Here is a 13,420-nt window from a genome sequence, read left to right on the forward strand (position 1 = left end):
GTACCGCTGCGCTCGGGCGGTACCGACGTGGGGGAACTGGTCCTGTCGAGCACCTCGGCCCGCCGCCTGCGCCGGGCCCGCGAGGTCGCCCTGGCCGCCCGGCTGCCGATCGAGGTCAGCCGGCTGCGCCTGGAGCTGCGCGCGGCCCTGCGCGACGTGCGCGACAGCCGGTCCCGCCTGGTCGAGACGGCCACCGCCGAGCGCCGCCGGCTCGAACGCGACCTGCACGACGGCGCCCAGCAGCAGATCGTCAGCGTCGGCATGCGGCTGCGCTCCACCCAGCGCGGCCTCGCCCCGGACAGCCCGGCCCACCGCGACCTCGACCTCGCCGTCGAGGCGCTCGAGGCCACCATCGCCGAACTGCGCCGCCTCGCCCACGGTCTGCGCCCGAGCCGCCTCGACGACGGGCTGCCCGCCGCCGTGCACGCCCTGGTCGCCGACGCCCCGCTGCCGGTGCGGGTCAGCGTCGCTGACGTCCGGACCACCGAGTCAGTGGCCACCACGGTGTACTTCGCGATCGCCGAAGCCTGGACCAACGCCCTCAAGCACGCCGACGCCACCTCGGCCGAGATCACCGTCGCCGCCACCGACGACGGCGCCCTGCTGGTGTCCGTCGCCGACGACGGCATCGGCGGCGCCGGCGACCTGACCGCCGTGCGGGACCGGGCGGCGTCCCTGGGCGGCAGCGTCAGCGTCGAGAGCCCGCACGGCGGCGGCACCCGCGTCCAGGTCCACATCCCCGGGAGCCCGTAGATGCGCATCGTGCTCGCCGACGACTCCGTCCTGTTCCGCGAGGGCATCGTCCGCCTGCTCACCGAGGCCGGCCACGAGGTCGCCGCCGCCGTCGGCGACGCCGAGGCCCTCCTGCGCGCCGTCGACGAGCAGCCCTTCGACCTCGCCGTCATCGACATCCGCATGCCCCCGGACATGACCGACGACGGCGCCCGGGCCGCCCGCCGCCTGCGCGAGACGCACCCGAAGCTGCCGGTGATCCTGCTCTCCCAGCACGTCGAGACCCGCCACTCGGTGGACCTGGTCGCGTCCGGCGGGTTCGGCTACCTGCTCAAGGACCGTGTCCTGCGGGTCGACGACTTCCTCGACGCGGTACGCCGGGTCGCGGCCGGCGGCTCCGCCCTCGACCCCGAGGTGGTCGCCGCGCTGCTGGCCCCGTCCCGCCTGCTCAGTGGGCGCGAGCGCGACGTGCTCGCCCTGGTCGCCGAGGGCCACTCCAACGCCGCCGTCGCCGCCCGGCTGCACCTCGCCGAGCGCACGGTCGAGAGCCACATGCGGGCAATCTTCCAGAAACTGCGCATCCCCGACACCGGCGACCGCCACCGCCGCGTCATGGCCGTCCTCACCTACCTCAGTCCCGGCCCTTGACCTGGAGCGCGCTCCAGGTGCCAGGCTCGGGGCATGACGACCCCGCTCGTGCTCGGCGCGATGATGTTCGGCACCACCGTCGACGAGGACACCTCGTTCGCCCTGCTCGACCGCTTCGTCGAACGCGGCGGCGAGTGGATCGACACCGCCGACTGCTACGCCTTCTGGGCCAGTGCCGACGGCCGCGGCGGGCACAGCGAGCAGGTCCTCGGCCGCTGGCTCGCCGCCCGCCCCGGCGTGCGGGTTCGCATCGCCACCAAGCTGGGCGCCGAGCCCCTGGAGCCCGGCTCCTGGCCCGACCGGCGCGAGGGGTTGTCGCCGCGCGCGGTACAGGCGGCGTTCGCGGGCAGCCTGGACCGCCTGGGCCTGGACCGCGTCGACCTGTTGTGGCTGCACCAGGAGGACCGCTCGGTGCCCATCGAGCAGACCGTCGAGGCCCTGGCTGCCCTTCCTGCGGACCGCGTGGGCGTCTCGAACTTCCCCGCTTGGCTGACCGAACGCGGCCGCGCCCACGCCCTGTCCCTCGGCGCCCGCCCGTTCGACGCGCTGCAGCTCAATGGCTCGTATCTCCGCCCCCGTCCGGGCACGCTCCCGCCGGGCGTCGTGCACCGCTTCGGCGTGCTGAGCGACGAACAGTCCGACTACGCGGCTGAGCACGGCCTGGAGGTGTGGGCGTACACGCCCCTGTTGTCCGGCGCCTACGACAACCCCGCAAAGCCCATCCCGGATGTGTACGACCATCCGGGCAACACCCTGCGGCTGGCGGCCCTGGACGCGGTGTCGGTCGAGACGGGCGCGACGCGCGGCCAGGTGGTCCTCGCCTGGCTGGTTTCGCGGGGCGTGCGCCCGATGCTGGGCGGCTCGAAGCTGCACCAGCTCGACGCGGCGCTGGACGCCATGGACCTCAAGCTGACCGAGGAGCAGATCCGTCGCCTGGACGCGGCGGATCACTTCGAGTGGGCTAGCCCGTACGCGGCCGCTCCAGGAACGCCGCACTGGGCGCGAAAAACATCGACCCGGTGATGGCCGTGGAATAGTCCAAAATCCGGTCGTGCTTCGGGGTACAGAACATTTGCTCCAGCATCCGCTCGGTCACATCGGGCGTGCGGGAGTAGCCGACGAAGTACGTCCCGAACTCCCCGTCCCCGACCCGCCCGAACGGCATGTTGTCCCGCAGAATGTGCCGCTCGGTCCCGTCCGGGTCAATCACGCACGTCATCGCGACATGCGAGTCGGCGGGCTTGACGGCATCATCGAGCTCGACGTCGTCGAGCTTGGTCCGCCCGATGACCGCCTCCTGTGCCTCAACGGGAAGGGAGTTCCACGATTCGAGGTCGTGCAGATACTTCTGCACCATCACATAACTCCCACCCGCGAACGCCGCATCCTCCTCCCCGACGAGCACCGCTTGTTTCGCCTCGGCCCCGACCGGATTCTCGGTGCCGTCCACGAACCCGAGCAGATCACGGATGTCGAAGTACTTGAACCCGTGCACCTCATCCCGCACCGTCACCGCCCCGCGGAGCAACGCCATGATTTCGGCGGCAAGCGCAAAACAGAGATCGGGGCGCTGCGCCCGGATGTGGAAGAGCAAGTCCCCGGGTGTACTGACGGCGCGGTGTTTCACCCCGTGTAGCTCTCGAAACGGATGCAGTCCGGCCGGCCTTCCGCCGACGAACAGCCGATCCCAGGCGTCCGATCCGATGCCGGTGATACAGCTGAGCCGCCCGGCCTGGGCGCGGAACCCGACGGCGCGCTGGAGCTTGGCCAGCTCGGGGAGCGCGTCCTGGACCTGCGCCTCACCCCCGCGGTCGATGGTGACCACGAGAAACAGCGCGGATCGGGTGAGCGGGCCGAGTACCGCCTGCGGCATGACCTCCGACACCGCTGCTCGCTACCCCGCCGCCCCCCGAATATGCCTCCTCAGGACACGAGCGCGACGACGACGAGCACCAGCCCGTACACGGCGATGCCGACATGCAGCCCGGTCCAGAGCCAGAGCGGGCGGAGCCGATACAGCCGCGGATAGGCGCTGAAGTGCTCGGCCCGCCGCTCATCGAGACGTTCCTCGACGTCGAGCGCGTTGAGGTCGGTCAGGCTCCTGGCCAGTTCGCCGGCCTGACCGAGGTGATATGTGGCCCGCTCGTGGTACTTGGCGCTGCCGAGCGCACCGTAGACGCCGATGGCGGCGATGAGCGCGGCGACCGCGACGGTCCGGGTCGCGAAGTGCTGCTGGACGATGAAGGCGCTCAGCCCGGCCGTGATCACCAGCAGGACGTTGGTCAGCGTCGCACGCTGGTGCTCGTACTGCCGGACCTGCTCGCGATGGTCCCTCCAGAACGCCAATACCGCCATTGGTGTACTGGGCATGCCCGCTCCTGTCTTCTCAGGCCGGTCCCGCTCGCGGGCGGCCGCGCTCCGGTCGCGCCGGGCCCGCAGCTCGATGCGCTCGACGCGGGCGGTGGCCGCCCGGAGCCTGTGTTGGAACGCGCCGGCCGCGCTCAGGATCCCGGCGCCGAGCAGCGCCAACGCCCCGGCGACACCCAGCACGGACCACGGGCCGGCCGCGCCGGTCAGCCGGGTGAGGTCGGGAACGACGGCGATCAGGGTGCCGACGGTCAGGGGTAGCGCGACGGCCGCGATCCGGCCCAGCACGGTACGGCGGTTCGCCTCGCCTGAGTCCACGGCCGCCCCCTGGACGGCCGGGCCGGTCGGGAGGCGCACCGTGTTCGCGCGGACGGTGGTGTGGCGCCAGTGGGTGAGGGCGTACCGCACCCGCCAGCGCAGCCGGGCCCCGAACCGCGCCCCGCTCAGGTCGAGGCTGGGGATGCCGGTGCGCGGGACGGACAGGAGGGCCGATCCGGGGTCGGTCCGCGACAGCACCCGCATCCCGTCGGTGTTGATCCGGGCCAGCCGGTCATCCAGCACCGCGTCGGGGCGAACCCGCTCCCGGGACGGCCGCTGCTGCCCGTAGGCCCGGACGGCGAGCAGGGTGGCCAGCCGGACGGCGAGCTCACCGCCGAACGTCACCGCCGGCTGGGCCGCACCGGCCGTCCGGGCGAGCAGCCGGCGGGCCAGCTCGGGCTCGCGCCGCTGCCACGCGGCCTCGGCCGCCAGGACCACCCCGTCGACGCCGAGGCCGGTGGCCGCCTCGGTCCGCAGGCACCAGTCGCTGAGCCGGTCCGTGTCGTGGCCAAGCGCGTAGGCGTAGCCGATGAGCAGCTGCGTGTACGACGCGGCGACCCAGGCCAGCGGGTCGGCCTCGGCGCGGACGCGGTCCACCGAGCGGGCCGTCGCGGCGGCGAGGTCGTTGCTGCCGGCCAGCAGGTACTCCATGATCAGCAGGCCACCCCCGTCGAGCGGCTCGACGCGCGGGCGCCGGGTCCGGCCGGGCGAGTGGTACCAGGCCAGCCGGTACGGCTCCGCCATCACAGCCGGTGGCAGCATCAGCAGGCGTGAGGGCGTGACCGGCGAGGCGATCCGGAGCCCCGCCGCGGCCGGGAGACCCGCATGCTGCCGGATGCGCAGCTCGGCCCGGTCGGCGATGACCTCGAACGCCGCCCCGGGCGGCGCGCCCGGCAACCGCACGACGGCGATCGTCAGCTTGCGGGGGCCGGGGACCTGGGACGGCGCGAGCGGGTCCCGTCGCAGGTCCTCCGGGTTCAGGGACAACTCCGGGGGGAGCGTCTCGCCCCGGACGGCGAGCGGGAGACAGCCCGGCAGGTCGGCCCGTGCCTCGAACGGGCCGTCCGGCAGGTCGACCGGCTCACCGGCCGCCGCGACCAGCACTTGTCCGCCGACTGTGATCCGGACCGGCGCGAATCGTGCCGGGACGGCCCCCTCGGTGACGGGCGTCTGCCAGCGCACGACGGTCGGGCTCATGGCACGTCCGCCCCGTCGAGCGCGTTGATCCGCCGGTCCCGGTCGACGCGCAGGTCGAACGACGAGCGCTCGGTGCCGTCGCTGGTGCGCCGTACCGCCGTGACCCGGTACTCGCCGGCGGCCAGGCCCAGACTGAAGCCGGCGCCGATCGTCCGCGAGATGGGGTCGCCGCCGTTGGGGCCGGCGATGGTCACGCCGAGCGGCGGCTCGCCCGGCCCGGGCTGCCAGCGCAGCTCGACGGCGAACTCCGGCGGCGGCTCCGGCCGGTTGATGCCCGCGGCCGAATCCCGGGGGTCGACGACCGGTTCCTCGCCGTCGGTCATCGCCGGGTTGAGCCTGCGCATGGCCGGGAGGAGCAGCTCGCCGAGGCGCCGGGCGGTCACCGCGTACTGCCCGTCGGTCAGCAGTTCGCCCGCGGTGTGCAGCAGCCGGTTGCGCGCCTCCGCGGCGTCGAGGCCGATCAACGCCCGGGACAGGATCGTGTGCTCGCGCCCGTAGCCGGAGTAGGCCCGGGTGCCCATCCTGGCCATGATCGTCACCTGGTCCACGGCGCCCGGCCGGTTCCGCTCGCCGAGGTCCGGCGCGGTCAGGCCGACGTTCCCGGTGCGGTACGCGGGGATCTCCTCGCCGCGCAGCGCGCACACGTCCCAGACGAAGACGTTCGACCGCGCCCGGCAGAAGGCGAGGCTCGCCTTGATCGCGGTCAGGTTCAGCGCGAACGTGTACGGCGACTCGGTGGCTCCGGCGGGGGACAGGAACGCCCAGCGGGCGTCGAGGGCGGTCGCGACCCCGTGCCCGGCGATGTACAGGACGGCGACGTTGCCCGGGTGCCGGTCGCAGTCCTCGGCCCAGTCGTCCAGCGCGAACTGCACCTGCTCGAGGGACGCCTCGTCGCTGTCAGGCACCGTCTGGTCCGGCATGAGCGACGTCAGCAGCCGCACCGTGCGCACCGGAACGCCGGTGGGATCGCGAAGCTCGTCGGCCACGAACCGGGCGAACCGTGCCGCCGCGGTCGCGGCCCCGGGCAGGTTCGCCATCACCTGCGCACCGCCCCGCCGCCGGCGGTCGTACTGGCTGATCCCGATGACGAGCGCGTGCACCCCGGCCGCGCTCTCGCCGGGTGCCGGGCACGCGTGGTACAGCAGCTTCCGGCCGCTGTGCGGGCAGGGCCGCGCCCCGGGCGTCGGGACCGGGCTCATCCCGGGCACCTGGTGACGCTGGTGAGCTTGCTGACGCCGGCGGCGGGGATCTGCTCGACCGTGCCGTCGGACCGGCGGACCCGCAGCGTCCCGGCGTCGCGGCTGTCGAGCAGCTCGCCGCAGACCTTCGAGTCGTCCGTCCGCACGACGCTGACTTGCGGCTTCGGCGCCGATCCGCCGAACCAGAGCACGCCGACCGCCGCGGCCAGCGCGACGACGCAGACGAGGGCGAGCCCCACGGCCTCCCGCAGGTTGTCGACGGCGTTGCCGGTGTTGGTGAGCCGCCGCGCGAACCAGGTCCGCTGGCCGTCCGTCGTCGTCACGTCGAACTGCTTGGGCCAGCCGTAGGCGGCGAGGTAGGACCGGACGACGGCGGACACGCCCGCGATGAACGCGAGGAGCACGAAACCGGCCAGCAGCCCGGTGGCCACGGCGCCGAGCCCGCTGGTGGCGTCCTTGCCGATCGCGATGCCGCTCAGGCCGAACAGCCCGAGCAGCGTCGTCACGCCGCCGACCCACTTCTCGGCGGCGCCCCGCACGGTCTTCTCGTCGTGCGCGTGCGCGGCGGCGAGGGCCTGCGCGACGGCGAGGTGGGTGTCGCCGAGTTCCTCCACGACCCGCGGGACGACCCCCTCCGGCCGGACCCGCATCAGCCACCAGCGGCCGCAGCTGTGGTGGGCGGTCTGGCCCTCGTCGTGGGTCTGGTCGCAGCGGCAGTGCACGAGCTGGACGGCCGCGGTCTGCTCCGGCGGCGCGATCGAGTGCGCGATCGCGGTCGAGATCAGTTCGTGGGTGGTCGTGTCCCGGCATTCCGGGCAGGCTCCGGTCGCCGTACCGGCGTTGTCGTCGACGGTCCAGTCAGCCAGCACTCCCGGAGCGAGCTCGGCCCGCTCATACCGGTACGCCGTGATCGGCTGGGTCACGCAGCAAAGTATGGATGGCGATCGAGCGGTTACGGAGCGCATCACTCGACCCGTGTTGGCTACCCGATCGTCATCCCCGGCTCATCCGGTCATCGCGCCCGGCCGTGCGAACGGATGCCGGACTCCGGGTCACTGGGTGCCGAGGACGTCGACCACGAAGCGGAGGGGGCCGGTGGGCTTGCCGGAGCTGGCGTCGTCGCCGTAGGCCAGGTTGGACGGGATGTCGAGCTGGACGCGGCTGCCGACCTTGATGCCCACCAGGCCCTGGTCCCAGCCCGGGATCACGTTGCCCGTGCCGAGGGCGAAGGAGAAGGCCTCCTTGCGGCTCCAGGACGAGTCGAACTCCTTGCCCGTGGTGTACGAGACGCCGACGTAGTTGACGGTGATCGTCTGGCTGTTGGCGGTGACCGGGCCGGTGCCCTCGATGAGGGTGTTCTTCACGAGGCTGGTGAGGCCGCCGCTGCCGGCCGCGACCGTCGGCTTGGTGGACAGGGCCGGGTCGGCGCCCGGGGGGACCGGCGGGAAGGCGCCGGTGCCGGGGGCGGTGCCCGGGGTCGAGTCGTCGTTCGCGCTGACCGACAGCCAGACCACACCGGCGATCACGACGATGACCACGACCGCCACGATGCCCGCGATGCCCCAGTCCCGGCGGCGTTTCGCCCGCTCAGCGGCGCGCTGCTGGGCGGCCCGGGCGGCGGCCTTCTGCTGGGTCTTGGACAGGCGGGCGGGGGCGGTGGCGCGATCGTTCACGCGCTACACGGTACGACATCGGCGGGCTCAGAGGCGAAGGTCCCGCCAGGCCAGGTGGAGTCCCTTGCCGATGTCGATGGTGCGGCCCTCGATGCCGGGCTGGTCGTCGAGCAGGGACAGGAAGTCGGCCACCTCGGCGGGGTGGGACAGGACGTTGTCGATGGCCATCACGCCGCCCGGGCGCAGGACGCGCAAGGGGTGGGGCCACCAGCGCGGGTACTCGGTGCGCTCCGCGTCCAGGAACAACAGGTCGACGCACGCGTCGGGCAGGCCGGCGAGGAAGCGGCCGCCGTCGGCGCGGTGCAGGCGTACCGTCTCCCGGCGCCCGGCCCGCACGAGGTTCGCCTCCGCGGAGGGGTCGAGAGCCACATCGACGCTCGTGAGCCGGCCGCCGGTGCGGGTGAGGGCGTCGGCGAGCCAGATCGTGGAGTATCCGTTGGACGTGCCGATCTCGATCGCGTTGCGCACTCCGGCGATCTGCACGAGGGACCACAGCAGCCCGGCGCTGGCCGGCTCCAGGTTGCGGCGGGTCAGCAGCCGGTCGTCCTGGGTGGCGTCGAAGGCCACGCCGTCGGCGTACAACTCGTCGAGCAGGTCCCGCAGCGCCGAATCCATGGGCGAGAGGATAAGGGCAGGCCGGTCACCACGCGAATCGTTCGCGGTGCAGGCGCGGGCCGGGCACACCCACGCGTCGCGCGGCGCGCAGCACGGCGTCCGTCCAAGGATCCGGGCCGCAGACGTACACGTCGTGGTCGGCCAGATCCGGCGCCAGTGAACGCAGCGCGGCGAGGTCGTCGTAGTCGCCGTAGCCGACGGGCAGCCACGAACCGGCCGAGGCGCGCGGGCCGACGAGCGGCACCAGCCGGACGCCGCGATCGCGGGCGAGCCACTCCAGTTCGGGCAGGAAGGCCACGTCGTGCGGGTGGCGCGTGCGGTACACCAGCGTCGCCTTGCCCTGGCCGTAGGGCAGGTCCCAGAGCAGGGCCAGCAGCGGGGTCACGCCGACGCCGCAGGCGAACATGGTGACCGGGCCGCCGGAGTAGGTGTCCTTGGTCATCCGGCCGTACGGGCCCTCGATGAGCACGCGGGTCCCCGGGCGCAACGCGGCGATGCGCAGGGTGCCCGCGCCGATCACCTTCACCGTGATGCGCAGCCTGTTGCGGCTCGGCGGGCCGGAGAGGGAGAACGGCTTGCCGTGCAGGGCGCCGTGGCCGTCGAGGAAGCGCCACACGAAGTACTGCCCGGCGCGGGCCGGCAGGCGGTCGAGGCGGCGGCCGCGCAGGTACACCGAGACGAGCTCCGGCGCCTCCTCGACGACGCGGTCGACGGTGAGCCGGTGCCGCAGCGTCCGCCAGACCGGCAGGCCGAGCCGGAACACCACGGTGGACAGCGCCGCGGCCGCGTACATCGGCCACCAGAAGGCCTTCGCCGCCCGGCCGCCGAAGTCGCTGCCCAGCCAGAGCTCGTGCGGCACGGCCAGGGCGATCCCGGCGTACGCGTACAGGTGCAGCAGGTGCCACGACTCGTACCGCATCCGCCGCCGCACGAACCGGGCCGAGGTCACCATCACCAGCGCGAGGGCGGCGAACCCGTGCAGCGCCGTCCACATGCCGGGGTGACGACGCCAGGAGCGTCCACAGTTGACGGACGGGGTCGGTGCCGGACCGCTCGGCGTAGGCCACGAGCGCCAGGCCCACGTGCGCGACCAGGAGCACGAACGAGCCGCCGCCGGTCCAGCGGTGCCAGCGGCCGAGGGCGTCGCGGCCGAACGCGCGCTCGACCCACGGGATGCGGGCCATCAGCAGCACCTGCAGGAGCAGCAGGTCGGTCGACCACAGCGCGGCGAGCCGTCCCGCGGCCGCGAGCCCACCCGGCGCCGTGGCCAGGCCGCGCTGCCAGAGCCACGTCACGACGGCCAGGCTGATGGCCGCGAAGAGCTTCGCCGCGGTTCGCACGGCTGCTGACGGTACGAATGCGGCGGTTGTCTCGACAGCCTTTGTGAACTAGTCCTCGGAATGCCGAAAAGCGTTATCGGGCAACGATCGGCACCTTGGTCAATGCATCGCCGCGGCGAGGGTGCTGTCGCGGCAGTCGAGGGGGAGCACCGTGTCGAGCGTGGTGCCCTCGCCCGGGGTGCTGCGCACGGTCATCCGGCCGCCGAGGGCCTCGCAGCGGTCCCGCAGGCCGAGCAGCCCCGAGCCCTTGGCCGCGTCCGCGCCGCCGCGGCCGTCGTCGCACACGGAGAGGTGCACCTGCTCCGGGTCGGTCTGCACGGTCACGCAGACGGTGGAGGCGCGGGAGTGCTTGGCCGCGTTGGTCAGCGCCTCGGAGGCCACGTAGTACACGGCGATCTCGATCGGCTCGGATATCGGGTGCCCGACGTGCAGGTTGACCTGGACCGGCAGGGTGCTGCGCCGGGCCAGGGTCTTCAGCGCGGGCCCGAGGCCGCCCTGGGCCAGGATCGCCGGGTGGATGCCCCGGGCCAGCTCGCCGAGGCTGTTGTAGATGCCGTTCAGGGCGTCGGCGGCGCCCGCGAGGACCCGCTCGCACTCGGCGCGGTCGTCGAGGTCGGCAGCCATCGCGGTGCGCAGTTCGAGCACCAGCGAGACGATCCGCTGCTGGATGCCGTCGTGCAGGTCGCGCTCGATCTGGCGGCGGGCCTTGTCCGCGGCGGAGACCAGCCGGACCCGGGACGCGTCGAGCTGGGCCCGGCTGTCGGCGTTGGCGATGGCGCAGCCGACGAGCTCGGTGAAGCCGACCAGCCTGGCCTCGGCGTGGTCCGGGACGCCGAACCGCTCGGTGGACATGACGATGGCGGCGCCCCACAGGCTGTTCTCGACGCGGATCGGCGCGCCCGCCCCGGCGTGGAAGCCGCGCTCGCGCAGGCCGGCCGCGAACGCGCCGGTGGCCTCGTCGTAGTTGGCCACCCGGGCCGGCCGCCCGGTGCGCCGGACCGCGTTGGACACGTTGTCGCCCTCGATCGGGACGCACTCGCCCAGGCTCATGTCGGCGCCGAACTGGTCGCGGCCGGCCAGCGACGTCACGGTGCCGTTGTCCTCGTAGCGCACGAGCAAGCCGGCGTACCCGGGGAAGAGCCGCTGCAGCTCCAGGGTCACCGCCGCGAACACCTCGGCCGGGGAGCCGCCCGCCGCCACCAGCGTCGCGACCCGGCGCAGGGCCGCCTGCTCGGCCAGCAGCGCCTCGGTCTCCCGCTGGTGGCGGGCCGCCTCGGCCGCCCGGCTGCGGGCCAGCCGCGACAGGCTGCCGACGAACAGGGCGGCCAGGCAGAACGAGAGCCCGATCTGCAGGTCCCGCTCGAGCGAGAACCGCGGCCCGCCGGCCACCGCCACCTCGTAGAAGTTGTGGGCCGCGGTGCTCATCAGCGCGGCCCCGACGCCGACCGCCGGCCCCCAGACCGCCGCCACCAGCAGGATGCCCAGCAGGTAGATGCCGGCCCGCCGGGGCTCCCCGGGCGGCGTGACGATCGAGAAGGACACCAGCGTCTCGGCGGCGATCAGCACCGCCGCCGTCGCGAGGCCGTACCCGGCGGGCGGCGGGCGTTCCGGAAACAGGAGGGACGCCAGGTTCCGCAGCCGGGATCGGAAAAGCTGCCGCATCCCTCATGCCTACCGCGGACCGGCGTTTCAAACCTCTCCTCGAGCGCTTCCATCGGCCCCGGCGACGAGGTCGGCAACCGTTCTTGAGACTTTTCGGGGTGCTCCCGCTGCCGAAACGCTGCAAGGTTCAACCGTCGTTGCAGCGGTACGATGCAGATGTATGACCTTCGTACCTGAGTCCTGTGAGCTGCTCGCGTTCGGGGAGCCGACGCATCTGGAACCGGCCTTCGGGCACCGGCGCAACGAGATGCTCGCCGAACTGGCCGGGCGCGGGTTCCGCGGCATCGCGCTGGAGAGCGACCGGGTCGCCGCGCTGGCCGTCGACGACTACGTGCGCGACGGGATCGGCGACCTCGACACAGTGCTGCGGGACGGCTTCTCGCACGGGTGGGGCGCCCTCGCGCCCAACCGTGAGCTCGTCATCTGGATGCGTGAGTACAACGCGTCCCGCCCGGTGCGTGAACGGCTGGTGTTGCACGGGTTCGACGCGCCCACCGAGAACATGAGCGCTCCGAGTCCGCGCGGCTATCTGGAGTACACGTGCGGCGTTCTCGGTTTGGATCATGACATCGCGGCGCTGGCCGGGGACGACGAGCGGTGGTCGCACACCGAGGCCGTGCTCGACCCGGCGCGGTCGCCCGGCGCCACGCCCGACGCGGCCGAGCTGCGCCGGCTGGCCGACGAGCTGTGGACCGAGCTGCACATGCGGGCCACCGCGACGGAGGCCTGGCGGCGGGCGCGCATCCACCTGCGCGCGGCGATCGGACTGCTGCGCTACCACCGGGCCTGCGCGGTGACCGGCCTCGAGCAGAGTGTCCGCGTGTCCCGGCTGATGGCGGTGCGCGACGTGCTCATCGCGGAGAACATCCTGGATCTTCGAGACACCCCGATCCTGTTGTACGGCCACAACCTGCACCTGCGCCGCACCCCGAGCCGCTGGCAGCTGGGCGAGCTCGACCTGAGCTGGAGCGGCGCCGGGACGATCGTGGCGCCGCTGCTGGGCGCGAAGTACTCGGTCATCGCGGGCAGCCTCGGCCGCAGCGTGGCGATCGGGCTCGGCGAGCCCGAGCCGGACACCTACGAGGCGCAACTGGCGCCCGGGTGTACCGCGACGGCCGACGTGCCGGCCGCGCGGACGCGCACCGACACCGAACCGCGCCAGGGGTACTTCCCGCTCGACGCGGACACGATCGCCGGCGTGGACCAGGTCCTGCACATCCCCTGACGGGCGGCGAACGTCAGGGCGTCGAGATCGCGCCGACCATCTCGCCGACGGTGCGGTCCGGCATGGCCCGGGCCACGTCGGCCAGGGCGACGATGCCCACCAGGTCGTGGCCGTCGATGACGGGCAGGCGCCGCACCTTGTGCTCCGTCATGGTGCGCAGGATCTCCTGGGCGTCGTCGTCGGCGCCGATTGTCACCGGCTTGCCCTCGGCGAGGTCCGCGGCGGTCATGCCGGCCGGGTCGCGACCCGCGGCGATCGCCCGGATCACGATGTCGCGGTCGGTGACCATGCCCATGAGCCGGTTGTCGTCGCCGCAGATGGGCATCGAGCCGATGCCGAGGTCGGCCATCATCCGCGCCGCGTCGGCCAGGGTGTCGTGCTCGCCGACGCACGCGCAGTCGGCCGTCATGATCTCTCGGGCGGTGGTCATGGCTCCTCCTCCAG

At 73.3% G+C, this 13,420-nt stretch carries 13 protein-coding genes and 1 pseudogene; 4 read left to right on the forward strand and 10 right to left on the reverse strand.

All coding sequences use genetic code 11. The annotated features are described in order from the left end of the window. The first annotated feature begins 27 nt into the window (after positions 1-27). From ACQP00_RS22255 to ACQP00_RS22265, 3 genes are read left to right on the forward strand one after another with little or no spacing between them, the layout of a single operon-like run. Positions 28-753, forward strand: coding sequence for a sensor histidine kinase (locus ACQP00_RS22255; protein WP_433221994.1), 726 nt, complete (start codon positions 28-30; stop codon positions 751-753). Beyond that, positions 754-1,380 (forward strand): response regulator transcription factor, encoded by a 627-nt coding sequence (locus ACQP00_RS22260; RefSeq protein ID WP_433221996.1) that lies wholly within the window; start codon positions 754-756, stop codon positions 1,378-1,380. Between the two features lie 33 nt (positions 1,381-1,413). After that, positions 1,414-2,403 (forward strand): aldo/keto reductase, encoded by a 990-nt coding sequence (locus tag ACQP00_RS22265; RefSeq protein ID WP_433221998.1) that lies wholly within the window; start codon positions 1,414-1,416, stop codon positions 2,401-2,403. Here ACQP00_RS22265 and ACQP00_RS22270 read toward each other — a convergent pair. From ACQP00_RS22270 to ACQP00_RS22310, 9 genes and pseudogenes are all read right to left on the reverse strand, one after another. Further along, positions 2,342-3,205, reverse strand: coding sequence for a Dyp-type peroxidase (locus ACQP00_RS22270; protein ID WP_433222000.1), 864 nt, complete (start codon positions 3,203-3,205; stop codon positions 2,342-2,344). The two genes, ACQP00_RS22265 and ACQP00_RS22270, sit on opposite strands and share 62 nt — an antisense overlap. A gap of 98 nt (positions 3,206-3,303) precedes the next feature. Further along, a complete protein-coding gene (locus ACQP00_RS22275; RefSeq protein ID WP_433222001.1) occupies positions 3,304-5,262 on the reverse strand; it encodes a hypothetical protein in 1,959 nt (652 codons plus the stop codon). Continuing rightward, complete coding sequence (locus ACQP00_RS22280) at positions 5,259-6,461, reverse strand: hypothetical protein (protein ID WP_433222003.1); 1,203 nt, start codon at positions 6,459-6,461, stop codon at positions 5,259-5,261. The genes ACQP00_RS22275 and ACQP00_RS22280 overlap by 4 nt, the downstream gene beginning before the upstream one ends. Continuing rightward, a complete protein-coding gene (locus ACQP00_RS22285; RefSeq protein ID WP_433222005.1) occupies positions 6,458-7,384 on the reverse strand; it encodes a hypothetical protein in 927 nt (308 codons plus the stop codon). The genes ACQP00_RS22280 and ACQP00_RS22285 overlap by 4 nt, the downstream gene beginning before the upstream one ends. Positions 7,385-7,513: 129 nt before the next feature. Continuing rightward, on the reverse strand, positions 7,514-8,134 hold the full coding sequence (locus ACQP00_RS22290; protein WP_433222007.1) for an FKBP-type peptidyl-prolyl cis-trans isomerase: 621 nt from the start codon (positions 8,132-8,134) through the stop codon (positions 7,514-7,516). A gap of 27 nt (positions 8,135-8,161) precedes the next feature. Beyond that, positions 8,162-8,749 carry an O-methyltransferase gene (locus tag ACQP00_RS22295; RefSeq protein WP_433222009.1) on the reverse strand — a complete coding sequence of 196 codons (588 nt, stop codon included), beginning with the start codon at positions 8,747-8,749 and terminating at the stop codon, positions 8,162-8,164. 25 nt (positions 8,750-8,774) lie between these two features. Continuing rightward, positions 8,775-9,743, reverse strand: a complete 969-nt coding sequence (locus ACQP00_RS22300) for a ferredoxin reductase family protein (RefSeq protein ID WP_433222011.1) — start codon at positions 9,741-9,743, stop codon at positions 8,775-8,777. Positions 9,744-9,822: 79 nt separating this feature from the next. Continuing rightward, positions 9,823-9,933 (reverse strand): annotated as a pseudogene (locus ACQP00_RS22305) (hypothetical protein); the annotation flags it as partial. Positions 9,934-10,188: 255 nt separating this feature from the next. Beyond that, the gene (locus ACQP00_RS22310) at positions 10,189-11,751 is read right to left on the reverse strand and encodes an ATP-binding protein (protein ID WP_433222013.1); all 1,563 of its coding nucleotides are present in this window, start codon (positions 11,749-11,751) and stop codon (positions 10,189-10,191) included. Between the two features lie 160 nt (positions 11,752-11,911). Between ACQP00_RS22310 and ACQP00_RS22315 the strand changes: the two genes are divergently transcribed. After that, entirely contained in the window at positions 11,912-12,976 is a 1,065-nt protein-coding gene (locus ACQP00_RS22315; protein ID WP_433222015.1) for an erythromycin esterase family protein, read from the forward strand. 13 nt (positions 12,977-12,989) lie between these two features. On the opposite strand, the gene ACQP00_RS22320 is transcribed toward ACQP00_RS22315, so the two are convergent. Next, the gene (locus ACQP00_RS22320; RefSeq protein ID WP_433222016.1) at positions 12,990-13,406 is read right to left on the reverse strand and encodes a CBS domain-containing protein; all 417 of its coding nucleotides are present in this window, start codon (positions 13,404-13,406) and stop codon (positions 12,990-12,992) included. Positions 13,407-13,420 lie beyond the last annotated feature (14 nt).

Origin of the sequence: Dactylosporangium sp. CS-047395, from assembly GCF_050942185.1 — a bacterium.
Taxonomy (GTDB): Bacteria; Actinomycetota; Actinomycetes; order Mycobacteriales; family Micromonosporaceae; genus Dactylosporangium.